Genomic DNA, 26,230 nt, shown 5'->3' on the forward strand with positions numbered 1-26,230 from the left:
AACTGCATGCGTTATTTTGGAAAATGTAAAAAATGAATTAAAATCAATTGCTTAATCTGGTATGAGAACATTCCTGGGGATTCGCAACACGGCGAATACTGTTCACGACTGTGCCATACTGGTACAGTTGTTCAATCTGATGTGACAGGTGTTCAGTTTTAAATGCCCAACAAATATTCCCCGCCCGCTTCTCCAATGCCGCAGCCCGGTATGCGCGACGACCAGCGCGCGATTGCCGAGGCGATTGCGCGTTCGTGGCGGCGTTGCATGGTCAAAGGGGTGGATGAACAGGCACCAGGTGAAGACCAGATTATTACGGCACAGGAGCTGGCGCAGCGACTGGAAAAAAACCGTTTGTTACTGACCCATGCCGAGCCGGAAATACTCACCTTAAGCGAGCAAATTGCCCATACGCGCAGCCTGGTGATTTTGACTGACAGCGAAGGCGTGATTTTGCGCACCAGAGGCGAAGGTGTCGAAGAAAATGAAGTCCGTGCCTCATTGTTGCCGGGTGCCTCCTGGAGCGAGGAGCACCGCGGTACGAATGCCATTGGTACTGCCTTAGTGGAGCGCTTGCCCATCAGCGTGCAAGGGGCCGAGCACTTTATGGCTTATCACCATTCGTTAAGCTGTTCTGCCGTGCCTATTTTTGCCGCCAATAATCATTTGGTGGCGACACTGGATGTCTCTAATGATTTAAATGCGCCGCAGCAACATACGCTGGCGCTGGTCAAAATGGCGGCACAAATGGTGGAAAATCGCTTGTTCCATGCCACTGCAGACGGCGAAATTGGTGTGCATTTCCATGTGCGGCCCGAGTTCATCGGCACCTTGTGGGAAGGCGTTGCCCTGTTTGATGCGCAAGGCCAGTTGCAGGCCATTAACCGTAGTGGACAATTCCAGTTCGGCCTGCCGCTGGATCAGGATGTACTGTCTGCGCGCCGCATTCCGTTTGAAGATATTTTTGATGAGTCATGGCTAGCATTCAAGCAGCGTGGTTTGTCGTCCGAGGTGTTGTTCCCGTTGCGCTTGCGCAATGGCGCCCGCCTGTTTGCGCGCGCTTCCAGCATGCAGGTGCCTGGTATTTCCAGTAAGCCGGTGCAGTCTGTAACACGTGAATCCGCCGCTAGCCTTGAATTGCTGGATAGCGGTGATCCGCAATTAAAATTAGCCATCAGCCAGGTCAAGCAAGTGCTTAACCGCGATATCCCGGTCTTGATCCTGGGTGAAACCGGCGCCGGTAAAGAATTATTTTCACGGGCGATTCATGATGCCAGTGTGCGTAGAGCGCAGCCCTTTATTGCCGTCAATTGCGCAGCCTTGCCGGAAGGGTTAATTGAAGCCGAATTGTTCGGCTATGAAGAAGGCGCTTATACCGGCGCCAAGCGTAAAGGCAATGTCGGCAAAATCCAGCAGGCCGATGGCGGTACGTTGTTTCTGGATGAAATCGGCGATATGCCTTTGTCGTTACAGGCCAGGTTGCTGCGTGTATTGCAGGAGCGCAGCGTCACGCCCTTGGGCTCCAGCAAATCCATTCCGGTCAATTTTACCCTCGTGAGTGCCACTAACCAGAAACTCAAGGATAAAGTGGCGGCGGGTGAGTTTCGCAGTGATTTGTATTACCGCATTAATGGTTTAACCGTGCAGTTACCTGCCTTGCGCCAGCGTCAGGATATGTCGCGTCTGATCCAGATGATTTTGCAAATTGAACAGGCACCACAAGTCACGCTGAGTGATGAGGTGCTTGCCGTGTTTGCCGTGCATCCGTGGCCGGGCAATGTGCGCCAGTTACATAATGTGTTGCGTACAGCGGTGGCGCTGGCCGATGGCGGCGTGATTGAACGGCAGCATCTGACGCACGACTTTCTCGATGAAATGGCGGTTGAGGCCGAGCGTGCAACGGTGCCGCAACCGGTATTAACCTTGAAAGCACAGTCTGATGAGACCATCCGTATTGCGATGCAACAGCAGGCAGGGAATGTGTCTGCGGTGGCACGCCAATTGGGCATGAGCAGAAATACCTTGTATCGCCGCTTGAAAGCCTTGCATTTGGATTAGCGTATCGCTAAATAAAAAGCCCCGGCAATCCCGGGGCTTTTTTCATGGCTTTATTATGCAGTGATTATTTGTTGCGACGACGTACAACAGCACCCATCACACCCAGGCCCAGCATCATCATGGCATAGCTATCAGCTTCAGGCACTGAAGACACGGAGGCGACTTGATCAACCTGGAATGCCAGTGCTTGTGAGAAACCAGCGCTGAAGCTTAAAGTATAAGAAGTGATTGGTGTAGAAACGCCGCTCAAGTCCCAGGAGTAGTAGTAATAGTCATCAACAGTACCGGTATTCACAAAGTTAACCAATGTGCCTGCGATTGCCTGGCTACCACCGTTGTAGCTCAGCGTAATGGTATATGCTTCACCACCGAATGACGCATTGAAGTCATTGACGATACCCTGAAATGCCAGTGCGCTGATGTTGCTGGCAACGGTATGGTCAGTGAATGTCAGGTTGCCATCACCATATAAACCAAAACCAGCTGGGTAGTAGCTGCCGGAAACCTGGGTCAGCAATGCGTCGCCTGAACCGGCAACGTTACCTGCTGTGCCTGCGGCCAATTGCGCTGCGGTCAGTGGGTTTGCAGCGCCATTGTTGTCAACGCGGTTGCGGTTCAGCTGATTCCAGCCATCAAACGAGACGGAGTCTGCCACGTCAACAAAACTGCTGTAGGTGGTATTCGCTTGTGCCAGGCCTGTGATTGCGAACAGAGTTGCACCGATAGCGATGCTTAAATATTGAGCTTTCATTTTACTAACTTCCTTTTGAGTAATTATTAATGACTGGCGTCTTTAATGCGCGCCAGAATCTTTTAACTGGCTGCGTTACTCACAAACGTCTTACCATGTATCCTTATTTTATTGATAATAAGAATGATTATCATTATTAATAAATAATAGATGGAAGTCAATATATCTGTTATTTTTAATTGATGGTCTTTTGTGGACGATAGGACGGCATGTGAGATGCGCCCTATCGTTGGGAGCTGACATTCGTCAGCCAGTGTAGGCGGCGAATATAGGGTAATTGTTTGCTGTGGCGGCGATCAGGCGCTGTGTTTTCTCAGGCGATACATCGCCAGGTTGCCCATCAGGTTGGGCAATATGTGAATATCCTGGCCGCCGGTAATCACCTTGCGCTCTATGACCTGGATTTGGTGCTGGACGCAAAAATCGTCGAAGTCGTTGATCGTGCACAAGTGCACATTAGGCGTGTCATACCATTGGTATGGCAGACTTTTGGAGACAGGCATGGTGCCGAAGGTAATCTGCATGCGGTTGCGCCAGTAGCCAAAATTGGGGAAAGTCACGATCACTTCGCGGCCGACGCGCAGCATCTCTTGCACAATGCTTTCGGTGTTATGCATGGCTTGCAAGGTTTGCGACAGAATCACGGTATCAAATGACTGGTCCTCAAAGCCGGACAAGCCTTCTTCGAGGTTCATTTGGATCACGTCGACACCGTTTTTCAGTGCGGCCAACCAGTTGGAATCGTCTTTTTCAATGCCATAGCCAGTAGTTTCCAGTGTCTCGTGCAAGTGGGTCAGCAAGGTGCCGTCCCCGCAACCCAAATCTAAGACTTTGGCTTTGGCATTTACCCAGTTTGTAATTAATGCAAAATCTGGACGAATATTTGTAATATTTACATTCGTCATACTTTAATTTGCTCCAGGTAAGCACGCATGATGTTGTGATAATACGGGTCCGGCATCAAAAAGGCGTCATGGCCGTGGTCTGAGGTGACCTCGGCATATTTCACTGGCAAGGCGTTATCGAGTAGTGCTTTGACAATCTCACGCGAGCGCGCAGGTGAAAAGCGCCAATCGGTGGTAAATGAAATCACCACAAATTTTGCCTGTGCGCGACGCAGGGCTTTACTCAAATCGCCGTCATAATCCAGTGCCGGATCGAAGTAATCCAGCGCGCGCGTCATGCGCAAATAGGTGTTGGCATCAAACTCACCGGCAAATTTATCGCCTTGGTAGCGTAAGTAAGATTCCATTTCAAACTCGACATCAAAGCTATATTTCACATCACCGTGACGCAGTTTGCGGCCAAATTTTTCGCCCATCACGTCATCAGACAAATAGGTAATATGACCCAGCATGCGCGCAATGCGCAAGCCGCGCCGCGGTACCGTGCCGTGGTTGTAGTAATCGCCGTCGAAAAACTCAGGGTCGGTAATGATCGCCTGGCGTGCCACCTCGTTAAACGCCATGTTTTGCGCGGTTAAATTGGGGGCAGAGGCAATGACAAAGGCATGGCGTACGCGCTCCGGGTAGACGATATTCCAGTGCAGTGCCTGCATGCCGCCCAGGCTGCCACCAATCACAGCGGCTAATTGATCAATGCCCAGATAGTCCAATAAACGCGCTTGTGATTCGACCCAGTCTTCCACGGTCACCACCGGGAAAGTCGCACTATAGGGTTTGTCAGTCAGTGGATCGACACTGGAGGGCCCGCTACTGCCATGACAGCCACCCAGGTTATTGAGGCCAATGACAAAGAATTTATTGGTGTCTAACGGTTTACCAGGGCCAATCAGGTTGTCCCACCAGCCTGGATATTTATCGTCTGGCGAATAGCGGCCCGCGACGTGATGGTTACCAGACAGGGCGTGACAGATCAGCACGGCGTTGTTTTTGGCGGCGTTGAGTTCACCATAGGTTTCATAAGTCAGATGGTATTGTGGCAACACTGCGCCGCTTTTAAGGGTGAGCGGCTGGGTGAAATGCGCAACCTGCGCTTTGACGATACCAACAGAATTCGATTCAGACATGCTGCAATTATACTATGCAGCATGCTGAAACGGCGAGACAGCTGGCGTGCAATAGTGTTGTCTTTTTATGAGTGCGCAGAGATCGACAAGCCACCCAGCAAGGCCGGTAAGTCGGCAATCGATGCAATCGTGGCATCGGGCTCCACCGCAGACAAGCGGGTATAGGTTTCGCGGTATTTGCCGGTTTTGACCAGAATGCCATGCAGGCCGGCGTCTTGCGCACCACCAACGTCGGCATCAATATCATCGCCTATCATCATCACTTCGGAAGGCTTTAGCCGTAGCGCGTCAACCGCCATATTAAAGAAATGCTGCGATGGCTTACCCATCAGCATGGCTTTGGTATTGCTGGCATATTCGAGCCCGGTGACAAAGGCACCAATGTCCATTTGCAATCCGGTTTCAGTCTGCCAGAAGCGGTTTTTGTGAATCGCGATCAATTGCGCGCCATTCACCAGGCAATGAAACACCTCATTCAGTAATTCATAAGACCAGCGATCACCAATATCACCAATCACCACATAATTGGCCGCTGTTTCCGACTGGTCAAAACAGGCGAAATCCTTTTTCACGTCGTCGGCCAGCAGCAATTTGCACACCGGGTTAGGCTGTTTTTTCAGGTATTGAATGGTCGCTTGTGGTGCACTCATGATTTCTTCCGGCACTACATTGAAGCCGAGATCGTTGAGTTTTTTTTGCAATGCCAGCAAAGAGAGTGTGCTGGTGTTGGTGACAAAACGCACGGCGATGCCTGCCTTGCGGATCTTGGCCACCGCTTCAATGGCGCCATCCATTGGCTGCTGCCCGATATAGAGCACGCCATCCAGGTCAAATAACACGGCTTTGATCGAATTGAAATTAAACATGATTGGCCTTTCACTACACACAGATAGACTGCTAGCAGCAAAAATCGTGCGCAATGTGTATGGACTACTTTTTAAAGGGATACATGAATTGCTTCCAGTAGCCATTCGGTACCGGATGGCCGCCGATGCCATAGCCACTTGGCCATTGGTTTTTTGGCATGTAATAAGTGCCAAACAGCTTATCAAATAACGGGAAGTGAATGGCAAAATTGACATCAATCGCTTCTTTTTCAATACCGTGATGCCAGTGGTGAAAGCGCGGCGTGACAATCAATGGTTTCAGCCACTCCACATTAAAGCGCACATTGGCGTGGACAAAGGTGGCGTTGAGGTACACCAGCAAAATATAAAGATGCAATGCGCTTTCGGCAAAACCCAGTGCATACATGGGCACCACTGTCATGCTGCGCAAACCAACGATTTCAACGATGTGCATGCGTGACCCTGCCAGCCAGTCCATCTTTTTGGCGGAGTGATGCACGGCGTGAAAGCCCCACAAGAATGGCACTTGATGGAAAGCACGATGAAACCAGTACTGCACAAAGTCGGTGAGAAACATGATTTCGATTACCTGCAGCCACAGTGGTTGGCTGGCAATGGTTTGTCGCAGGGTTGCCCAGTCGCCGGTGTGATGCACAATGGTCATCGCAGGCGCCAATGTGAATAAGGTCAGTGTTTGCACAAACACGCTGCTGATCAGGAAATAAAATAAATCTTCACGCCATTCGTCCCTGAACAACGCTTGCTGGGTTAAGCGGCCAAACAGTTTCTCCAGTGGGATAAATAACAAGCCGGTGAGCAAGATATTCAGGACAAACCAGTCCAGGCTAAGCGCAACGCCGCTGGCACGAGCAGCTTGTGCATTGAGCGTTTCAGCAATGGTGATGGTGAGCAATACCAGCAAAATCGCGGTAAAGCCCAAAATACGATTACGGCGTAACACCAGGTTGCTGCAGGCGAGCAGAAAACTGGCAACGAGTAATACCTGAAGCATGAGTGTGAACTGTGGCAAGGCATAGAGCGGTGAGAGCGCTTGTGTTGAGAATATGCCTTGCAGACGCTCACCCAGCAACAGGCACAGGCTGGCGATACTGAGTACCAGTGCGGCGACACCGCTTAACCAGCCGGAGCCAAAGTGTCTGGCTTCTTCTGGTGCCTCTAAATCATTACGGATTGCCAAGCGTAATTTGTGAATCATGGAGTGTCTCCCTGTGAGTTTTTTATTATTGGTGTGTCGATGCTGTGGGCCATTGCGCAAGCGTGACTCTGGGATTGCCGCCCAAATCCTGTAGCGTTTGAATCTGTTCAAACCTCGCTGCATGATACAGTTGTTGCACGGCCTCGGCCTGATTGTAGCCATGTTCCAACAGCAACCAGCCACCTGCATTTAAGTAGCCAGGTGCCTCGGCGACAATTTGTCGGATATCTTGCAAGCCATCTGCACCAGAGGCCAGTGCGCTGATGGGCTCAAAACGTAAATCGCCTTGTAGCAAATGCGGATCATCTGTTTCGATATAAGGCGGATTGCTGACAATCAGGTCAAACTTGTGCGCAGGCAAGGCCGCAAACCAGTTGCTGGCAAGGAATTGCACATTGCTAAGCTGTAACGTCGCAGCATTTTCCGCCGCCACGGCGAGCGCGCTGGCTGACGCGTCTACCGCAACGACTTCACACGCTGGTGCATGCCTGGCAATGGCCAGTGCGATGGCGCCGGTGCCGGTGCCTAGGTCCAGTACGCGTATGCGGCCATTGACTTTTGCTAAGGCGGCTTCGACCAGAGTTTCGGTATCTGGGCGTGGAATCAGGGTGTCTGGCGTGACTTTGAGCGCGAGCCCGAAAAACTCGCGTGAGCCCAAAATATGCGCAACCGGTTCGCCTTGCAAACGGCGTTGCAAGAGTGATTCGACCTTGGTGATAGACATGTCAGTCAGGTTGTCAGTTGCGTGTGCAATCAGCCAGGCACGGTTCACATTCAGCACATGCATCAATAATATTTGCGCTTCCATACTCGCCTCATCCGGCGGGACAAATTGCGCCAACTGTTGCCGGGCCGTTTGTAGCCATTGTTGCACGGTGTTCGGCATTATCTGCCCCCAGCCGCTTTGCGCAAAGCAATGGCCGTGGCATTGCCTTGCCTGGCCGGATGGCGAACTGCATGGCGGATCACCCATTTCAGGTCTTTATCTGCATTGGTGAGCCAGTGCTCACATACGTCAAACGCCAATGCCGGATGGTCTTTTGCAATGTCACCCAGGTGGTTAGCCACACTGCGCCTCACATACAAACTCGGGTCGTTTTTAAGGGCTTCCAGAATCGGTAACACTGGCGTCGGGTCGGCAATCAGTTGCGGAATGCGAGCGCCCCAGGGCAGGCGTGAGCGGCAGCCTTCAGAACATAAGCGGCGCACATGCGGGTCCGGGTCATTCAGCCACAAGGTGAGTTGATGCAAGGTGCGTTCAAAATCGTGAATCAAAAAAGGCCGAATCGAAAACTCTGCGGTAAAGCGGCGCGTCAATTCATATTGTGCACGCATCGCCGCTTCAAACGGATCCTCGCCACCATTATGTTGCGCATCACGGCCATACTCGGCAATAAAGCGTGTATGTGGCAGGTAGAAAAACACGCCCAGGCCCAGGCGTTCGGTATGTGTATTGGGGGGCGTGAGTGTATTGATTAATACTTCGGTTGCTTCTGAAAACTTGGCGGGCAGAGTGGCTTTTAACGCAGCTGCAATGTGTGCCGAGCGATCCATAAACCCCAGTGGCGCAATATTGGTCAGCGCTAATTGTTTAAAGGTCTCTGCATCAAAGCTGGTATGCACCAGCCCAATATTGTGCGCCAGGCAATCAATCGCCTCGCTATCCAGCAAAAACTTGATTGGGTTATCTTTCTGGATACTGCGCGGTGCGGCGGGAATACGGAGTTGAGTCATTTTTTAGTCAGTATTCTGTTAAGGTCGCTCTGCGTATTGCGGCGCTGTATCGTGAATATCGTCCCATTCGGCTTTTGAACCAACAAATATATGTGCCGATACGTGCGTCGCTAAGGGGGTATCCAGCGAGCCAACGCGCAGCCTCAAAGCCTCTGGGGTGCTTTCCCGGTACGCCATGATCGGCGAGCCGCAGTGACTACAAAACGTACGGCAGACTCCGGCGTCACTGCGGTAGGTGTTTAGCGCTGCATCACCCTGCGTGATGGTGAAATTTGCGCCAGAAATAGGGGTGACGGCATTAAATGCAGAACCGGAGGCTTTGCGGCAACGCTGGCAGTGGCAATATACCAGCGCCCCAAGCTCACCACGCACTTCGTAGCGTACTGCGCCACACAGGCAACTGCCCGTATGTTTGGAGATAGTCGCCGTGACCGTCATCTTAGGTGTTACGCGTCTTCGCCCAGGCTGGCCAGCAAATCTGCCTGATACTCGGTCGCCAGCGCATTAATCAACTCGTCCATATCGCCTTCGGTGATGGCTTCAATTTTATACAGCGTCAGGTTGATGCGGTGGTCGGTGATCCGGCCTTGCGGGTAGTTGTAGGTGCGGATACGCTCAGAACGGTCACCCGAGCCAATCAGGTTGCGGCGTTCGGAGGCAATTTTGCTTTGCTGCTCATCGACCTGTTTGGCCTTGATGCGCGCGGCCAGCACTTGCATGGCCTGTGCCTTGTTGGCGTGCTGGCTACGGCCGTCCTGGCATTCCACCACGATGCCGGTTGGTGCGTGGGTAATGCGCACGGCAGAATCGGTTTTGTTAATGTGCTGACCACCGGCGCCTGACGCGCGGAAGGTGTCGATACGGATATCGGCCGGGTTGATCTCGACATCGCCCACCTCTTCTACCTCAGGCAGAATGGCGACGGTACAGGCTGAGGTGTGGATACGGCCCTGGGTTTCGGTGTCTGGCACGCGTTGTACGCGGTGGCCGCCGGATTCGAATTTGAGTTTTGAGTAAGCGCCGTAGCCGATGATTTTGGCAATGACCTCTTTATAGCCACCGACTTCGCCTTCGTTGGCAGAGACGACTTCCACTTTCCAGCCCTGGCGGTCGGCAAAGCGTGAATACATACGGAACAGGTCCCCGGCAAACAGGCCGGATTCGTCACCGCCGGTACCGGCGCGAATTTCAAGGAAGATGTTTTTGTCGTCGCTAGGATCTTTGGGCAACAACAATTTCTGCAAAGCCAGTTCGACTTCTTCCAGGCGTTTTTTGCCGCTGTCTATCTCTTCCTGCGCGAATTCTTTCATCTCCGGGTCGGCCAGCATGGCATGCGCCTCTTTCAGGTCGGACTCGGTTTGGATGTAGATATGGTATTGCTCAACAATAGGCGTAATTTCCGTATGTTCCTGCATGATCTTACGGTAGTTATCCATGTTGTCAGTCACGCCTTCGCTGCTGAGCAGGCGGTTGAGTTCTTCGAGGCGCTCGCTGAGGTTGGCGAGCTTTTGTAACATACTTGGTTTCATGTGGTTACCTAATCTTCAAAGCGTGCGCGGATGCCAGGCTTGAAAAGTTATTCTTTAATTTGAAAGAGTTGTTTCACGAGGTGCTCCATATGCGCATGGGCATCGCCGTGAGAGTTGTTGAGCGCATGGCTGGGACCATGCAAAAATTTATTGGTGAGTGCATTGCTCAGGGCTTCGAGGGCTTTTTCCGGCGATTCGCCTTTTTGCAGCAATTTAAGCGCCTTTTCCAGCTCGGCTTTACGTACGGTGTCTACCTGGTCGCGCAAGGCTTTAATAGTGGGCACCGCTTCGCGTTGTTTGAGCCACTGCATAAAGTGCTCAACACGCGAATTCACGATGAGCTCAGCATTGACGGCGGCTTCCTGGCGGTTGCCCAGGCCTTCGGTCACCACTTGCGCCAGATCGTCGACCGAGTATAAAAACACATCATCCAGCGCGGAGACTTCGGGCTCAATGTCACGCGGCACGGCGAGGTCGACCATAAACATCGGCCGGTGCTTACGTGCTTTAATCGCGCGCTCTACCATGCCCAGGCCGACAATTGGCAACTGGCTGGCGGTGCTGGTGATGACGATGTCAAATTCTGGAAAGCGCTCGGGCAGGTCATTGAGCAAGATCGCTTGCACATTCAGGCCCTGGCCGCGAATTTTTTCCGCGAGCTGTTCGCCACGCTCCAGTGTGCGGTTGGCAACGGTGATTTTTTTGGGTTTTTGCGCGGCAAAATGGTCGGCACACAGCTCTATCATTTCGCCTGCGCCAATAAATAGCACGCTTTGTGAACTCAGGTCACCAAAAATACGTTGCGCCAGTTTAACGGCAGCAGCGGCCATTGAAATCGAACTGCCGCCAATGTCAGTATTGGTGCGCACTTCTTTGGCCACTTCAAAGGTGCGCTGGAACAATTTGTGCAGCATGGTGCCCAGGGTGCCGGAGTCTTGCGCAATTTTAACCGACTGCTTGAATTGCCCCAGGATCTGCGCCTCGCCCAATACCATGCTGTCCAGGCCGCTGGCGACGCGAAAAGCGTGTTTTACCGCTTCGTGACTGCTGAGCGTGTAGGTATAAGGCAGTAGTTTATCTGCCTCCAGGCGGTGGTAGTTAGCCAGCCAGTCAATGACGACCTCGGGGCGGATAGACTGCACATAGATTTCTGTACGGTTGCAGGTCGATAAAATAGCCACTTCTGCCACGTTGTGTCGGGCCAGATCCGCCAGCGCATGCGGCAAGGTGTCGTTGTTAAACGCAACGTTCTCGCGGATGGCAATGGGGGCGGTGGTGTGGTTGACACCAATGGTATACAGTTGCATGGCGCTATTTTACCTGCGGGACAGGGTGAAAAGACAAACAAATCGGCGCTTGCAAACAGTTCATGGGCGTTTGGAATTGAAATCCATGGCTAAAGTGCCGACATTTTCTTATATTCACGCGCCACAAGCAAGAATCCTGTCAATTTGACACAAATTGGCGGTAAAATATTGGTTTTGCTAAATTTTTATTAGATTAATTCACGGAACCCAACCTACGGAACACCAGCATGGACAAAACTTTTCGCATCGCCCCAAGTATTCTTTCTGCCAACTTTGCCAAGTTGGGTCAGGAAATCGAAAACGTGATCAAATCTGGCACTGATATCGTGCACTTTGACGTGATGGATAACCATTACGTGCCTAACCTGACTATTGGTCCTCTGGTATGTGATGCCATTCGTGAGTTGTCTCACAACGCTGGCGCGCTGATCGACGTGCACCTGATGGTAAAACCTGTCGACCGCATCATCCCTGACTTTGCCAAAGCGGGTGCTGACATCATCACTTTCCACCCGGAAGCGTCTGACCACATCGACCGCAGCCTGGCATTGATTCGTGACAGCGGCTGTAAAGCTGGCCTGGTATTCAACCCAGCTACGCCATTGCATTACCTGGACTACGTGATGGACAAAGTCGACATGATTCTGTTGATGTCTGTGAACCCGGGTTTTGGTGGCCAGAAATTCATTCCAGCCACTTTGGACAAATTGAAACAGGCACGTGCACGTATTGACGCTTACACTGAAAAAACCGGCCGTCAAATTTGGCTGGAAGTGGACGGTGGCGTGAACGCGAACAACATCGCTGACATTGCTAAAGCCGGTGCCGATACATTTGTAGCGGGCAGCGCTGTGTTTGGTGCAGGTAAAGACACTGATCCTAACCGTTATGACACGATTGTTAGTCAGTTACGCGCTGCGTTGGCAACGGTCTAAATTTAAAGCGTTGCAAGGGTAATTCATATGCGGTTCCAAGTCAGGGTGGTGATGTTCGATCTGGACGGCACCCTGCTTGATACCGCACCGCAAATTGCCGAAGCCGCCAACCGTATGCTGGTGGCTTTAGGCAAGCCGATGTTGCCACAAGCACAAATTACTACCTATATTGGTGAGGGCGTGCAAAACCTGATCAAGCGTTGCTTGACCAGTAGCATGCATGGCGAGCCTGGCGAGCAAGAGTTTGCCAGTGCGCAAGTGCTTTATCATGGCTTTTATGATGCCAACGCCACTGACAGCCAGGCTTTTGCGGGTGTGTTGCCGGCGTTGCAGCAGTTAAAAAAACAAGGCTATCGTCTGGCGTGTGTGACCAACAAGCCGGAAAAATTCACCCTGCCCTTGTTGCAACATGCCGGATTGGCGGATTTTTTTGAAATTGTGGTATCTGGCGATACCTTATCCAAGAAGAAGCCGGATCCGTTACCACTGTTGCATATTTGCCAAAAACTAGACACCTTGCCAGCTGAAGCGATGCTGGTCGGTGACTCTGAAACCGATATTCAAGCCGCGCATGCAGCCGGGTGCTTTGTCGTGACCGTGCCTTATGGGTATAATCAGGGTCGCGCGATTGATGCTAACACTGTGGATGCCACGGTGCAGCAACTCACCGAAGTGGTGAATTTGCTGGAGTTACCTGCTCTCTTAAGCGGGCATAACAAAAAATTTACCCATATATCATGATGTTTTGTGCTCATCATTCTTCCAGTTGGCCAGTATTAAGCTGGCGTCGTTCGTGGCGAGGCTAGCCCTGCCCCACGCGCAGGTGTACGCCATTTGCACCACGCTGTCGTGACGTTTGCGCGCGACACATTCAACGAATCAAACTGGAAAAAAGCATCATGTTAAGCACTTTGAGCAAGACCGAATTCGACGCGCTGGCGGCGCAAGGCTATAACCGTATTCCGCTAGTGATGGAAACCTTTGCCGATATGGATACGCCTTTGTCGCTGTATCTGAAACTGGCGAATCAACCCTACTCTTACCTGCTCGAAAGCGTACAAGGCGGCGAACGCTTTGGCCGTTATTCGATTATTGGCCTGCCAGCCACCACGCGCATTGTCGTGCGTGATGAGGCCTTGCAAGTCATTCAAGGCGATCAAGTCATTGAATCGCACACCGATCAAAACCCGCTCGATTTTATCAAGTCTTACCAGGCCCGTTTTAAAACACCGCCATACGATGGCTTGCCACGTTTCACCGGCGGCCTGGCGGGCTATTTTGGCTACGAGACCATTCAATACATTGAAAAGCGTTTGGGCAAAAAGAAAAAGCCGGATGCGATTGGTGTGCCTGATATCTTGCTGATGGTGTCAGAAGAAATTGCGGTGGTGGATAACTTATCTGCCAAATTGTATTTTATTGTTTACGCTGATCCGGCTAAAGCCAATGCCTACGAAACCGCCTGTGCGCGTATGCATGCCTTGCTGGAGAAGTTGCGTACACAAGTCGAGATTCCCGCAGCCTTGCCAACCAGCAAAACCCCAGCTGTGTCAGAGTTTGGTGAAGAAAACTTCAAAGCGGCGGTTAAAAAGGGCCAGCAATATATCCTCGAAGGCGACATTATGCAGGTGGTGCTCAGCCAGCGCATGGTGCAAGACTTTGATGCATCGCCACTGAGCCTGTATCGCGCCCTGCGCAGCCTCAATCCATCACCTTATATGTTCTATTACGATATGGACGACCACCATGTCGTCGGTGCGTCACCAGAAATCCTGGTGCGTCTGGAAGACACCACGGTGACTTCGCGCCCGATTGCCGGTACGCGCCCACGTGGCAGGAATCGGGATCATGACCTGGCGCTGGAAGCCGAGTTGCTGGCTGACCCCAAAGAACGTGCTGAGCACGTGCAATTGATGGATTTGGGCCGCAATGACGTTGGCCGTGTCGCGCTGACGGGGACGGTGAAAGTTACTGACAACATGACCATAGAGCGTTACTCGCATGTGATGCATATCGTCAGCAATGTCGAAGGCCAGCTCAAGCCAGGCCTGGATGCAATTGATGTCCTTAAAGCGACATTTACTGCAGGTACGGTGTCCGGCGCACCCAAAGTACGCGCCATGGAAATCATTGAAGAGCTGGAGCCTTCCAAGCGTGGTATTTACGCTGGCGCAGTCGGTTATTTAGGCTTTAACGGCGATATGGATGTGGCGATTGCTATCCGTACGGCGGTGATTAAAGACAACAAGCTTTATGTGCAGGCGGGTGCCGGTATTGTTGCCGACTCGGTGCCGCAATCTGAGTGGGACGAAACCCAAAATAAAGCCAAAGCAGTGATTCGTGCCGCCGAACTTGTGCAGGCCGGCCTGGATAACCAAGCCGCCAATATTCAAACCCATGCAGGAAAGGGAGCCTGATATGTTGTTGATGATTGATAACTACGACTCTTTTACCTACAACCTCGTGCAGTATTTCGGCGAGCTGGGTCAAGACGTACATGTGCACCGCAATGATGAAATCACGCTGGAACAGATTAAAGCAATGCAGCCGGAGAAAATCGTGATTTCCCCTGGTCCTTGTACGCCGAATGAAGCAGGTATTTCTGTGCCACTGATTCATGAATTCGCTGGCAAAATTCCGCTGCTGGGCGTGTGCCTGGGCCACCAGAGCATCGGCCAGGCCTTTGGCGGCAAGATCATCAAGGCTAAAACCCTGATGCATGGTAAAACCTCATTGATCCACCATACCAATACCGGCGTTTTCAGGAACCTGCCTAACCCGTATACCGCGACGCGCTACCACTCGCTAGTCATTGAGCGTGAAACCATTCCGGATTGCCTGGAGATCACTGCCTGGACTGAAGATGGCGAGATCATGGGCGTCAAGCATAAAACACTGGCCGTGGAAGGTGTGCAATTCCACCCCGAATCTATCTTGACCGAGTACGGACATGAGTTGCTGGACAACTTCCTGAAGGGCTATTAATGGTGAGTATGACGCCTAAAATCGCCTTGCAGCGACTGATTGACCATACCGATTTCACGCATGAGGAAATGCTGCAAATCATGCAGCAGATCATGAGTGGTGAATTTACCCAGATCCAGATTGCGGGCTTTTTGTCTGCTTTGCGTGTTAAAGGCGAAACCGTCACTGAAATTGCCGCTGCCGCGCAGGTGATGCGTGAGCTTTCCAGTAAAGTGGATATTAGCGATACGCGTCATTTGATTGATACCTGTGGCACGGGTGGTGCGCCTAACAAGGTATTTAATGTTTCAACGGCGTCAGCCTTTGTCGCTGCAGGGGCTGGTGCAAAAATCGCCAAACATGGTGGCCGTGCAGCATCTTCAAAAAGCGGCTCTGCCGATGTGCTGGAAGCGCTGGGCGTGAATATCGCGTTGACGCCGGAGCAAGTGGTGCGTTGCGTCAATGAAGCGGGCATTGGCTTTATGTTTGCACCAAATCATCATGCAGCCATGAAGTATGCCGCGCCCGTGCGCCGCGAACTTGGGGTGCGTACCATGTTCAATTTGTTAGGCCCAATGACCAACCCGGCCGGTGCCAAGCGCCAGGTCATGGGCGTATTTCATCGCGATCTTGTGCCCTTACTGGCTCAGACTTTGCAAAAGTTGGGTAGTGAGCATGTGATGGTGGTACATAGCGCGGATGAAATGGATGAAATATCTTTCTCTGCCGACACTTATGTGGCGGAACTCAAAGACGGACAAGTCAGTGAGTACACTTTGAACCCGGCCCAGTTTGGCATGCCATTACATGACATCAACAGTATCCGGGTTGAAAGCGCACAGCATTCCAGCGAGATTATTATGGGTTTGCTGTCCGGTGAAAAAGGCCCGGCGCGCGATATTGTATTGCTGAATGCCGGTGCTGCCATTTATGTGTCTGGCCTGGCAAATGATTTGCCATCGGGCATTGCGCAAGCGGCGCAATCCATTGACTCAGGCGCGGCCTTGAATAAACTGCAACAACTGAAAGCCTTGAGCCAGGCGGCATGAAACGCTACGGATTGATTGCGCTGGTCTGTTTGCTGGCTGCGTGTCAGCAAACGTCGCAACAGGGCGCAAGTGGCTATGGTACAAGCAATCAGCAGCAGTCAACCGTTGAAGTTAAATCACCGGCTCAAACGCTTAACCTGCAATCACTATCTGCTGGCCTGACCGCGGAAGACAATACCGCCGTTAAGCAGGCCTTTGCCCAAAAGCAAAGCCATGTCTGGCTGGCGGGGAGCGGCGTGGTGAAAAAACTGCTGCCTGACGATAACAAAGGTGCCCGGCACCAACGTTTTTTAGTCAGTATTTCGCCTGAACAAACCTTGTTATTCGCGCATAATATTGATCTGGCACCACGGGTGGAAGCATTGAGTGCGGGCGATGTGGTGACCTTTAAAGGCGAGTATATTTACAACCCCAAAGGTGGCATCATGCACTGGACGCATCATGATCCGCAGGGTCGCCAACATGGCTGGATTAAACATCAGGGCCACACTTACGAATAAGCCTTGCCAGCGCTATAGCGCTGACAGTTAAACGATAAAACATGCGAGTAAATTATGTCTGATATCTTAAATAAAATTTTAGCGACCAAACGCGAAGAAATCGCTAAGGCACAAGCGATCAAGCCGCTGAATGCGATGCGTGATGAAGCGCTGGATCAGCCTGATTGTCGTGATTTTATCGGCAATATTGTTGATAAGGTCGATGCGGATAAACCAGCGGTGATTGCTGAAATTAAAAAAGCCAGTCCATCCAAAGGCATTATTCGTGCGGATTTCAATCCGGCTGAAATCGCCAAAAGCTATGAAAAAGGCGGCGCCGCCTGCTTGTCCGTACTCACGGATGAACAATATTTTCAAGGCTCCGCAGCTTATTTAAAACAAGCCCGCGCCGCTTGTAAGCTGCCGGTACTGCGCAAAGACTTCATGATCGACCCTTATCAGGTCTATGAAGCGCGCGCCATGGGCGCTGACTGCATTTTGCTGATTGTTGCCGCGCTGGAGTTGGCACAAATGCGGGAGTTGGAGCTCACGGCCCACAATCTCGGCATGGCGGTGCTGGTAGAAGTGCATGATGCTGATGAACTGGAATTGGCCCTGCAACTGGAAACGCCTTTGTTGGGTATCAATAACCGTAACCTGCGCACTTTTGATGTCAGCTTGCAAACCACGCTCGATTTGCTCGAAAACACCCCTGAGGACCGCTTTGTGGTCACAGAATCTGGCATTTTTACGCCTGAAGATGTCGCATTGATGCGTAGCCATGATGTGAATGGTTTTCTGGTGGGTGAAGCGTTTATGCGTCAGGACGATCCCGGCGCTGAACTGGCCAGGGTATTTGGATAAAGCAAAAGGACGCTCATGAGTAATCAATTTCTCGCTATCCGCCCACGCCGCATGCGTAAAGATGATTTCTCGCGCCGTTTGATGCGCGAGAACGTCCTCACGGTGAATGACCTGATTTATCCGGTATTTGTGCTGGAGGGCGAAGGTAAGGTTGAAGAAGTAAAATCCATGCCTGGCGTACAACGTCAAAGCATCGATGTGTTACTTAAAACGGCTGAAGAATGCGTCAAACTGGGTATTCCGGCCCTGGCCTTGTTCCCGGTGGTGCCACAGCAATACAAAAGCCTGGATGCCAAAGAAGCCTACAACCCGGATGGCTTGGTGCCGCGTACTGTCAAAGCCCTAAAGCAAGCCTTCCCTGAACTGGGCGTGATTACTGACGTCGCCCTGGATCCTTACACGACGCATGGCCAGGATGGCCTGATTGATGACACGGGTTATGTGCTCAATGATGAAACTGTTGAGGTCCTGGTCAAACAAGCCTTATGCCACGCAGAAGCAGGCGCTGATGTGGTCGCGCCTTCTGACATGATGGATGGCCGTATTGGTGCCATCCGCGATGCGCTGGAAGAGCACGGGCATATCTATACCCGCATACTGGCCTACTCCGCCAAATACGCCTCTGCTTTCTACGGTCCGTTCCGTGATGCAGTTGGTTCTGCTGGCAACCTCGGCAAAAGCAACAAATACAATTACCAGATGGACCCGGCCAACTCTGACGAAGCGCTGAAAGAAGTTGCGCTGGACCTGGAAGAAGGCGCTGATATGGTGATGGTGAAACCAGGTATGCCGTATCTGGATATTGTACGCCGTGTCAAAGACGAGTTTGGTGTGCCGACCTATGCTTATCATGTCAGTGGTGAATACGCCATGCTCAAGGCCGCCGCACAGAATGGCTGGCTGGATGAGAAGGCGTGTGTGCTGGAAGCGATGTTGGGGTTTAAGCGCGCCGGGGCGGATGGCGTGTTGACGTATTATGCGATGGATATTGCGAGATGGTTGAAGGGTTAGTTGGTTAACCTGCTCTTTTCGTCGATGGTCACGTTATTTTAAAGTAAATTTTTGTCCGATTTGTTTCGCCTTTAGGCGAGTTACTTTTCTTTGCTTGCCCAAAGAATAAGTAACCAAAAGAAATGCACCCCAGCTTCCGCTTATTTCCTGTGCTACTCGGCTTGACGGGCGGCAATCAAAAACTCGCTCCTTTGGAGCTCAAACAGTTGCTTGCCGACTGCTCCCGTCAACCCTGCGTTGCTCGGCGCGGCAGATGGGGGCCCCGAACACCAGGTGAGCGCCATCGTTTAACAGGTTTAACAAACGAGTCTGTTTTTTGTTCAGATTTAGATAATGTGAGTTTAGTGAGATAACTCCCATTTATCACGCTGAGTAGCGGAGACAAAATAAGAATAGAGGGAGCGACTGTTCGAATCCCGCAGCAGCTCACGTTTTGTGTGAGCTGCCAGGTTGAGTTTCGTGACCGGCTTATTTTGTCGAGCAACGCAAGGGAGCCGCAGGCCGTGATGGCTGGGTGCCCTCTTCTTTGGTTACTTTCTGAGGGGCAAGCATCAGAAAGTGACTCGCCGAGAGGCGAAACAAATCGTCACATAAAATCGTAAGTCAGTACAGTTAGCTTTAGCCGTGTTTTTAGCAAAAAAAGCAAGCTTACTTAGGCGCAAACGTAAACGCATCACTATAAAACTCTTCTTCAGGCAGCCCACGCGCGACAAACGTCTGTTTGGCAATATCTACCATGCCAGGTGCGCCACACACATACACCTCAAATCCACTCAAATCCGCATGATCTTCCAGCACTGCCTGATGCACCAGTCCGCGGCGGCCATCCCAATCATCATTATTGCCGTCTGAAATCACCGGGATATATTGAATATTGGGCATAAATTGCGCCCAGCGTTGGCAAAGCTCGTCCATATACAAGTCGCTGACCTGGCGCGCACCACGATAGAGATACACCGGTCTCTGGATCTGGTTGAAAATCATGTGCTCTATCATGCCTTTAACCGGTGCAAAACCAGTGCCGCCCGCGACCATGATGATAGGTTTTTCATTTTGTTCGCGCAGGAAAAAGCTACCCAAGGGTGCTTCTATGCGAAGTATGGTTTTTACCGGCATCTCGTTAAATACTTGTTCGGTGAAGTGACCACCGGCAATTTTGCGGATATGCAGCTCGATAAAGCCTTTTTCGTGCGGGGCATTGGCGATGGAAAATGCGCGGCGGCGGCCGTCTTTGAGCAGAAATTCAATGTATTGCCCGGCCATAAAGGTGAGTTGTTCGGTGCCTGGTAACTGTAAATGCAGCACCATGACGTCCTCACCCAGTTGTTCTTTGTGTTGTACACGCACCGGTAAAATGCGTGGCTTGATACCTTGTACCGCGTCGATCTGGCGGCATTCTATGACCAGGTCTTCGAGCGGTCTGGCACAGCAAAATAATGCCAGGCCTGCCGCGAGTTCGGTATCGGTCAAGGCACTGCCTTGGAAATCATCGTGCATGACTTTGCCGGTCAGCACTTTGCCTTTACAGGCGCCGCAGGCGCCGTTGCGGCAGCCGTATGGCAGGTTGATGCCTGCTTCAATCGCGGCTTCGAGCACGGTTTGGCTGGGGCGTACGTCAAAGGTATGGCCACTGTTTTCAATCAAGACACGATTCATAAGGCGTTGTTTTCTGTCGGGTTAATCTTTGCGAGGTAAGTGCACCACGTTGTCTGCTGGCTTGCTGTCATCTACTTCGGTAAATTCGCCTTCAATCACTTCGTCGTTGGCGCTGGCACGATACTGTGCGCTGTTTTGATTACCTGTTGCACCCACGTTGGTGTTGTTGCCGGGAATCAGCAGCAAGATCACGGCGAGCACATCGCTGATGACGCCAGGGATCAATAGCAGTACCCCGGCAAACATATTCCTGGCCGTTGAAAACATGGCGGCTACCGGATTGCTACCGGCCCCCATTTGCTGGAACATGCGTGCCGCAATCTGGTCTTTTTCGTTGCGTATCAATTTCAAGCCCAGATAGCCGATAATCACCAGGTACACCAATACCCACCAGCCATAGCGTTGGCTGAGTTCGATCAGGACGGCTATCTCCAGGAACGGAAAAGCCAGTAGAATAGCAAAGATGATAAAACGCATGTCAGAATCCTGTCTGTGAGTCAGCGCCCGTGACGCCAAAAGAGGAAATTATAATCGTGTTTACGCATGTGCCGAACAGGGCATGTGCTGAGCATATCGCGCAGACGTTGGTTACAGAGAAGTTGGCGGCATGCGTCAATATTTCAAGCCCTGTCACTTCGATCTATCATTGGCAAGGGCAAGTCGAGCAAACGGAAGAGATTGGATTGACCATCAAAACGACTTGTCAGGGCTATGCTGCTTGTGCGACTAAGCTAAGGATGCTGCATCCTTATGAACTTCCGGAGATTGTAGGCATCCATGTGAACGAGGGTTTGCCAGAATATCTGGCATGGGTGGCGGCAGAAACAAGGGTGCGGGAGTAAATCGTTGATGACAATGTGGTTAAGAAGCTGGATCCTGCTGGTCGCGCTGTTGCTCGTCATGCCACCCGTGCATGCGGCGTCGCAGTTTTCAAAACTGTTTACTGAAGAGAGCAGTGAAGATTTCTTGCCCGTCGATGAGGCGTTTAAAGTCGAGGCCGGTTTGGTAGATGCCAGCCATGCGCAGCTCAAGTTCACCGTGGCACCGGGACATTATTTATACCGTGAGCGCATTCAATTGGTGTTGCCCGCCGGGGACACTGCCAAAATCACATTGCCTGCGGGCGAAACTAAAAATGACCCTAATTTTGGTGAGCAGCAGGTGTTTCACCACGACACCTTAGCCGAGGTCGTGTTTACGGGCGCCGCGCCTGATACGTTGCAGGTGCGCTATCAGGGTTGTAGTGAAAAAGGCTTGTGCTATCCACCACAAACAAAATCACTGCCTTTGTCCAAGTCACCTTCTTTTGGATCTGCGGTTTCTTCTGGCAGCATCACATCTGCTGCGTCAGACGTTGCGCCTGTTGAAGAAGAGTTCTCCGGCAAATTGTTATCTTCTGGCCGCTGGTGGCAGATTGTTGCGGGCTTTTTCGGGGCGGGATTGTTGTTGGCATTGACGCCTTGTGTGTTCCCCATGATTCCTATTCTATCCGGCATTATTGTCGGTAAAAATGCGCATGTTTCACGCGGTAAAGCCTTCACGCTGTCATTGGCCTATACCTTGGGCATGTGCCTGACTTATACGCTGGCAGGGGTTGCTGCTGGTTTGTCGGGGCAGTTATTGAGCAACGCTTTGCAAACGCCCGCTGCTCTGATCACGGGCGCGTTGATTTTTGTGGTGCTGTCCTTTTCGATGTTTGGCTTTTATGAGTTGAAGTTGCCAAGCGCGGTTGAGAATTACTTTTTTAACTGGAGCCACCGCTTTAAAGGTGGTCATTTACTTAGTGACTTTCTCATGGGTGCGATTTCCGCCCTGATTATTAGCCCGTGCGTGGCCGCGCCGTTGGCGGGTGCCTTGCTTTATATCAGCCAAACCCATGATGTCACGCTGGGTGCGGTGGCTTTGTTTTCACTTTCCTTAGGCATGGGCGTGCCATTGTTATTGATCGGCGCCTCTGCGGGCACATTATTGCCCAAAGCCGGTGAGTGGATGAATACGATTCGACGTTTGTTTGGTGTGCTAATGCTCGGTGTGGCGATCTGGGTCATCAGCCCGATTTTGCCGGTGGCGGCACAATTGGTGTTATGGGCGGCACTTTGCATTGTGCCTGCGATTTATTTGCGGGCAATTGATCCATTACCTGCTACGGCGGGCACGGTACCGCGCCTATTTAAAGGGTTTGCGGTCATCTTGCTGCTATATGGCATCGCCTTGCTCGTTGGTGCCTGGTCAGGGGCGCGTTCGCCGCTACAACCCTTACAAGCCCTGATGGCAAGTTCGCCTGCCAGTGTGCAGCCATTGGCGTTTGAGCGCGTGCATAGCGTGCAAGCACTTGAGCAACGCTTGAAGGCTGCCCATGGTCAGCCGGTAATGCTGGATTTTTATGCCGACTGGTGTGTTTCGTGCAAGGAGTACGAGCAGTTTGTCTTCAGCGATCCTGCCGTGCGGGCTGCATTGCAAGGCGTATTACTGTTGCAGGCCGATGTCACAGACAATCGTGCCGAAGATGCGGCGTTATTGAAACAGTTTGCCTTATTCGGGCCGCCCGGCATCGTGTTTTTCAATGCCCAGGGCCAGGCCGTGCAGCCGGTCATTAAAGGCTATCAGGATGCTGAGCGCTTTGTGCGTACCGTCCGCGCGCTGAAGTTAAAGCCAGTGGAGGCGTCACCACATGCGTAATGTTGCTCGCGTGGTCATGACAGTTTTATTGATGGTGGTGCTGGGCAGCGGTTTTCGCTGGTTATATCTTAACCGCCACCAGTTTATGGCAACAGAATCCGCATTGCCGAGTGCAGCGGACATTGCGCCAGTATGGGCCACCACCCTGTTCGATCATGGCGGTAAAGCATATCCATTGGCGCAATATAAAGGCAAGCCGCTTATTTTGAACTTCTGGGCGACCTGGTGTGAGCCTTGCCGCGAAGAAATGCCGGAGATTTCTGCTTTGGCCAGTGCACATCCTCAGATTGCTGTATTGGGCCTGGCGATTGATGAAGCGGCCGCCGTGCATGAGTTTATAGAAAGCACGCCCGTGAGCTATCCCCTGCTGATAGCCGAGAATGAAGGCATGCCATTGGCAGAAACATTAGGTAACCATAAAGGTGTGTTGCCTTATACGGTGGTGATCTCCGCGCAAGGCGAAGTGACGCAGATTTTCTTTGGCCGCGTCAATCGCCAAATGCTGCAAAATGCACTCAAGTTGTAGCGGTTTGCTTACTTTTTTCTAGTGTACGCAGGCGGTCAAATCCCGCCTGTTCGCTGCAAAACTCCTTCAATTGTCGGCTAAATTAGCGACTTTCAATTTTCTTTAAACTGCGAATTTCTCTGGACAAAATGCAATAACTTCGGCAAACTTCGACGCCATGAAGGTTGTACTTTTCTCCATGAGAGGCGTGTGAAATGGGCACCAAATCCATCCTGGTGATTCACGGACCCAATTTAAATATGCTGGGCACCCGTGAGCCGCAGCATTATGGCAGTCAAACACTGGCAGACATTAATCAGCGTTTGCAGGATTTGGCGCGCGCTGATCAGGTGCGTCTGGATACTTTTCAAAGTAATTCTGAAGCCGAGATCATTGAGAAAATACACGCACTTTCCGTGAACCGCGTTGATTATGTCATTATCAATCCAGCGGCATTCACACATACCTCCGTTGCCATTCGTGATGCCCTTTCTGCGGTCAATGTGCCGTTTATTGAAGTGCATTTGTCGAATGTGCATGCACGCGAGTCATTCCGTCATCATTCTTATTTCAGCGATATTGCAACCGCAGTGATTTGCGGTTTGGGCGCAGAGGGATACTTCGCCGCATATCGTTACATCCAACAACTCTAATAACATTAAAACATTTACATTCGAGGCTTTTATGGATTTACGCAAACTCAAAAAACTGATTGATCTGGTAGAGGAATCGGGGATTTCCGAACTGGAACTGACCGAGGGTGAGGAAAAAGTACGTATTAGTCGCGCCATGGCGCCTGGCGTTGCGCCGGTCGCACAATATGTGGCTGCCCCGGCACCGGTTGCGGCACCTGCCGCCGCGCCAGCTGCTGCTGCGCCTGCCGCTGCCCCGGCTGAAGTGTTGGATGGCAAAGTGGTTAAATCACCGATGGTCGGTACTTTTTACCGCGCTTCATCCCCTGATGCCAAATCCTTTGTTGATGTTGGCAGCAGTGTAAGCACTGGCGATACTTTGTGCATTATTGAGGCGATGAAGCTGCTCAATGAAATTGAGAGCGAGTTCTCAGGCACGATTAAGAAGATTTTTGTTGAAAACGGCCAGCCAGTGGAATACGGCGAACCATTGTTCCTGATTGGTTAATCCGCTATGTTTGAAAAAAATCTGATTGCCAATCGCGGCGACCAGCTGCCTGCAGGCAGCACAGCAACGAAGTTAAATTGCGTCGTGGCTGCAAGCCACGCGGCTATTGAGACGCGGAGTTAATAATGTTTGAGAAGATACTGATTGCCAACCGCGGCGAAATTGCCTTGCGCGTGCAGCGCGCCTGTCGTGAGTTGGGGATTAAAACGGTGGCGGTGCACTCCGAGGCCGACCGTGATGCTAAATATGTCAAATTGGCCGATGAGTCTGTGTGTATTGGCCCTGCGCCGTCAGCTAAAAGTTACCTGAATATCCCTGCGGTGATCAGTGCTGCAGAAGTGACTGATGCGCAAGCGATTCACCCTGGTTATGGCTTCCTGTCTGAAAACGCAGACTTTGCCGAGCGTGTTGAACAAAGTGGTTTTGTGTTTATCGGCCCGCGCGCCGAAACCATCCGTTTGATGGGGGACAAGGTTTCCGCTAAAGATGCCATGAAAAAAGCGGGCGTGCCTTGTGTGCCAGGCTCTGATGGCGCCTTGAATGACGATCCGGCCGAAATCATGAAAACGGCCAAACGTATTGGCTACCCGGTCATTATTAAAGCCGCTGGTGGCGGTGGCGGTCGTGGCATGCGTGTGGTGCATACCGAAGCGGCGTTGCTGAATGCGGTGAATATGACTAAAGCCGAAGCACAAACGGCTTTTGGTAACCCCATGGTTTACATGGAAAAATTCCTCGAGAATCCGCGCCATATTGAAATCCAGATCCTGGCTGACCAGCATGGTAACGCGGTTTATCTTGGTGACCGTGACTGTTCCATGCAGCGCCGTCATCAAAAAATCATTGAAGAAGCGCCTTCGCCACTGTTAACGGAAAGAATCCGTGACAAGATTGGTGAGCGTTGTGCAGAGGCGTGCCGCAAGATTAAATACCGTGGTGCAGGCACTTTTGAGTTTTTGTACGAAAATGGTGAGTTCTATTTCATTGAAATGAACACACGTTTGCAGGTGGAGCATACCGTGACCGAAATGATCACGGGTATCGACCTGGTGCAACAACAGATCTTTATTGCTGCGGGCGAAAAATTACCGTTCCGTCAGCGCGATATCGTCTTGAATGGTCACGCCATTGAGTGCCGTATTAACGCTGAAGACCCTTACACTTTCGTGCCTTCCCCAGGCTTTATCAATCGCTTCCATATGCCTGGCGGCCCTGGCGTACGCATGGATACCCATGTCTATGGCGGTTATACCGTGCCACCACATTATGACTCCATGATCGGCAAGCTGATCACGCATGGTGCGACCCGCGAACAGGCGATTGCCAGAATGCGCGTGGCTTTGTCTGAGATGTATGTTGAAGGCATTAAAACCAATACTGCGCTGCATTCTGACCTGATGGCCGATTTGGCCTTCCAGCAAGGCGGCACCAGCATTCACTATCTGGAGCAGAAGCTGGGTATCAGCTCGAAATAAT

Annotated in this window: 27 protein-coding genes; 15 read left to right on the forward strand and 12 right to left on the reverse strand. The window is 51.6% G+C overall.

Annotation, left to right across the window (positions count from 1 at the left end; all coding sequences use genetic code 11):
- Positions 1-195: 195 nt before the first annotated feature.
- Entirely contained in the window at positions 196-2,058 is a 1,863-nt protein-coding gene (locus GQ52_RS05055; RefSeq protein WP_047515646.1) for a sigma-54-dependent Fis family transcriptional regulator, read from the forward strand.
- Positions 2,059-2,122: 64 nt separating this feature from the next.
- Here the strand turns inward: GQ52_RS05055 and GQ52_RS05060 are convergent, their stop codons facing one another.
- The 10 genes from GQ52_RS05060 to hemA form a co-directional block, all read right to left on the reverse strand.
- The gene (locus GQ52_RS05060) at positions 2,123-2,809 is read right to left on the reverse strand and encodes a PEP-CTERM sorting domain-containing protein (RefSeq protein WP_047515648.1); all 687 of its coding nucleotides are present in this window, start codon (positions 2,807-2,809) and stop codon (positions 2,123-2,125) included.
- Between the two features lie 296 nt (positions 2,810-3,105).
- Complete coding sequence (gene metW / locus GQ52_RS05065; RefSeq protein WP_047515650.1) at positions 3,106-3,714, reverse strand: methionine biosynthesis protein MetW; 609 nt, start codon at positions 3,712-3,714, stop codon at positions 3,106-3,108.
- A complete protein-coding gene (locus tag GQ52_RS05070) occupies positions 3,711-4,838 on the reverse strand; it encodes a homoserine O-acetyltransferase (protein ID WP_019880704.1) in 1,128 nt (375 codons plus the stop codon). Before GQ52_RS05070 ends, metW begins: the two co-directional genes overlap by 4 nt.
- 65 nt (positions 4,839-4,903) lie before the next feature.
- Entirely contained in the window at positions 4,904-5,704 is an 801-nt protein-coding gene (locus GQ52_RS05075; protein WP_024930160.1) for a TIGR01458 family HAD-type hydrolase, read from the reverse strand.
- Positions 5,705-5,768: 64 nt separating this feature from the next.
- Positions 5,769-6,902 carry a sterol desaturase family protein gene (locus GQ52_RS05080; RefSeq protein ID WP_047515652.1) on the reverse strand — a complete coding sequence of 378 codons (1,134 nt, stop codon included), beginning with the start codon at positions 6,900-6,902 and terminating at the stop codon, positions 5,769-5,771.
- A gap of 25 nt (positions 6,903-6,927) precedes the next feature.
- The gene (gene prmC, locus GQ52_RS05085; RefSeq protein ID WP_047515654.1) at positions 6,928-7,788 is read right to left on the reverse strand and encodes a peptide chain release factor N(5)-glutamine methyltransferase; all 861 of its coding nucleotides are present in this window, start codon (positions 7,786-7,788) and stop codon (positions 6,928-6,930) included.
- Positions 7,788-8,636, reverse strand: coding sequence for a DNA alkylation repair protein (locus GQ52_RS05090; protein WP_047515655.1), 849 nt, complete (start codon positions 8,634-8,636; stop codon positions 7,788-7,790). Before GQ52_RS05090 ends, prmC begins: the two co-directional genes overlap by 1 nt.
- A gap of 18 nt (positions 8,637-8,654) precedes the next feature.
- Positions 8,655-9,074, reverse strand: coding sequence for a GFA family protein (locus GQ52_RS05095; protein WP_047515657.1), 420 nt, complete (start codon positions 9,072-9,074; stop codon positions 8,655-8,657).
- A gap of 8 nt (positions 9,075-9,082) precedes the next feature.
- Positions 9,083-10,165, reverse strand: coding sequence for a peptide chain release factor 1 (gene prfA, locus GQ52_RS05100; RefSeq protein ID WP_029512270.1), 1,083 nt, complete (start codon positions 10,163-10,165; stop codon positions 9,083-9,085).
- A gap of 47 nt (positions 10,166-10,212) precedes the next feature.
- Positions 10,213-11,472 carry a glutamyl-tRNA reductase gene (gene hemA, locus GQ52_RS05105; protein WP_047515659.1) on the reverse strand — a complete coding sequence of 420 codons (1,260 nt, stop codon included), beginning with the start codon at positions 11,470-11,472 and terminating at the stop codon, positions 10,213-10,215.
- 227 nt (positions 11,473-11,699) lie between these two features.
- Between hemA and rpe the strand changes: the two genes are divergently transcribed.
- The 8 genes from rpe (at position 11,700) to hemB (ending at position 18,774) form a co-directional block, all read left to right on the forward strand.
- Entirely contained in the window at positions 11,700-12,407 is a 708-nt protein-coding gene (rpe, locus tag GQ52_RS05110) for a ribulose-phosphate 3-epimerase (RefSeq protein ID WP_024930152.1), read from the forward strand.
- Between the two features lie 27 nt (positions 12,408-12,434).
- A complete protein-coding gene (locus GQ52_RS05115) occupies positions 12,435-13,148 on the forward strand; it encodes a phosphoglycolate phosphatase (protein WP_047515662.1) in 714 nt (237 codons plus the stop codon).
- Positions 13,149-13,306: 158 nt separating this feature from the next.
- Positions 13,307-14,824, forward strand: a complete 1,518-nt coding sequence (gene trpE / locus GQ52_RS05120) for an anthranilate synthase component I (protein ID WP_019880693.1) — start codon at positions 13,307-13,309, stop codon at positions 14,822-14,824.
- Between the two features lies 1 nt (position 14,825).
- Positions 14,826-15,392, forward strand: a complete 567-nt coding sequence (locus GQ52_RS05125; RefSeq protein ID WP_019880692.1) for an aminodeoxychorismate/anthranilate synthase component II — start codon at positions 14,826-14,828, stop codon at positions 15,390-15,392.
- A complete protein-coding gene (trpD, locus tag GQ52_RS05130) occupies positions 15,392-16,420 on the forward strand; it encodes an anthranilate phosphoribosyltransferase (protein ID WP_047515664.1) in 1,029 nt (342 codons plus the stop codon). The genes GQ52_RS05125 and trpD overlap by 1 nt, the downstream gene beginning before the upstream one ends.
- The gene (locus tag GQ52_RS05135) at positions 16,417-16,920 is read left to right on the forward strand and encodes a DUF3465 domain-containing protein (protein ID WP_047515666.1); all 504 of its coding nucleotides are present in this window, start codon (positions 16,417-16,419) and stop codon (positions 16,918-16,920) included. Before trpD ends, GQ52_RS05135 begins: the two co-directional genes overlap by 4 nt.
- 54 nt (positions 16,921-16,974) lie before the next feature.
- The gene (gene trpC, locus GQ52_RS05140; protein ID WP_019880689.1) at positions 16,975-17,763 is read left to right on the forward strand and encodes an indole-3-glycerol phosphate synthase TrpC; all 789 of its coding nucleotides are present in this window, start codon (positions 16,975-16,977) and stop codon (positions 17,761-17,763) included.
- Between the two features lie 15 nt (positions 17,764-17,778).
- Positions 17,779-18,774: a porphobilinogen synthase gene (gene hemB / locus GQ52_RS05145; protein ID WP_047515668.1), complete on the forward strand. Its 996-nt coding sequence runs from the start codon at positions 17,779-17,781 to the stop codon at positions 18,772-18,774.
- A gap of 648 nt (positions 18,775-19,422) precedes the next feature.
- Here hemB and GQ52_RS05150 read toward each other — a convergent pair.
- Together GQ52_RS05150 and GQ52_RS05155 are read right to left on the reverse strand one after the other, a co-directional pair.
- On the reverse strand, positions 19,423-20,430 hold the full coding sequence (locus GQ52_RS05150; protein WP_047515669.1) for a CDP-6-deoxy-delta-3,4-glucoseen reductase: 1,008 nt from the start codon (positions 20,428-20,430) through the stop codon (positions 19,423-19,425).
- 21 nt (positions 20,431-20,451) lie between these two features.
- Positions 20,452-20,907: an FxsA family protein gene (locus tag GQ52_RS05155; RefSeq protein WP_047515671.1), complete on the reverse strand. Its 456-nt coding sequence runs from the start codon at positions 20,905-20,907 to the stop codon at positions 20,452-20,454.
- Between the two features lie 29 nt (positions 20,908-20,936).
- Between GQ52_RS05155 and cutA the strand changes: the two genes are divergently transcribed.
- From cutA to accC, 6 genes are all read left to right on the forward strand, one after another.
- Positions 20,937-21,272 (forward strand): divalent-cation tolerance protein CutA, encoded by a 336-nt coding sequence (gene cutA / locus GQ52_RS05160; RefSeq protein WP_047515673.1) that lies wholly within the window; start codon positions 20,937-20,939, stop codon positions 21,270-21,272.
- A gap of 13 nt (positions 21,273-21,285) precedes the next feature.
- Positions 21,286-23,109, forward strand: a complete 1,824-nt coding sequence (dsbD, locus tag GQ52_RS05165; protein WP_047515674.1) for a protein-disulfide reductase DsbD — start codon at positions 21,286-21,288, stop codon at positions 23,107-23,109.
- Complete coding sequence (locus tag GQ52_RS05170; protein WP_047515676.1) at positions 23,102-23,635, forward strand: TlpA disulfide reductase family protein; 534 nt, start codon at positions 23,102-23,104, stop codon at positions 23,633-23,635. The genes dsbD and GQ52_RS05170 overlap by 8 nt, the downstream gene beginning before the upstream one ends.
- Positions 23,636-23,829: 194 nt before the next feature.
- Positions 23,830-24,267, forward strand: a complete 438-nt coding sequence (gene aroQ / locus GQ52_RS05175; protein WP_019880679.1) for a type II 3-dehydroquinate dehydratase — start codon at positions 23,830-23,832, stop codon at positions 24,265-24,267.
- Between the two features lie 31 nt (positions 24,268-24,298).
- Positions 24,299-24,754: an acetyl-CoA carboxylase biotin carboxyl carrier protein gene (gene accB / locus GQ52_RS05180; RefSeq protein WP_047515678.1), complete on the forward strand. Its 456-nt coding sequence runs from the start codon at positions 24,299-24,301 to the stop codon at positions 24,752-24,754.
- A gap of 125 nt (positions 24,755-24,879) precedes the next feature.
- Positions 24,880-26,229 carry an acetyl-CoA carboxylase biotin carboxylase subunit gene (gene accC / locus GQ52_RS05185; protein ID WP_019880676.1) on the forward strand — a complete coding sequence of 450 codons (1,350 nt, stop codon included), beginning with the start codon at positions 24,880-24,882 and terminating at the stop codon, positions 26,227-26,229.
- The last annotated feature ends 1 nt before the right edge of the window (position 26,230 follow it).

This window comes from Methylophilus sp. Q8 (assembly GCF_000800115.1).
In the GTDB taxonomy this organism is placed as follows: domain Bacteria; phylum Pseudomonadota; class Gammaproteobacteria; order Burkholderiales; family Methylophilaceae; genus Methylophilus.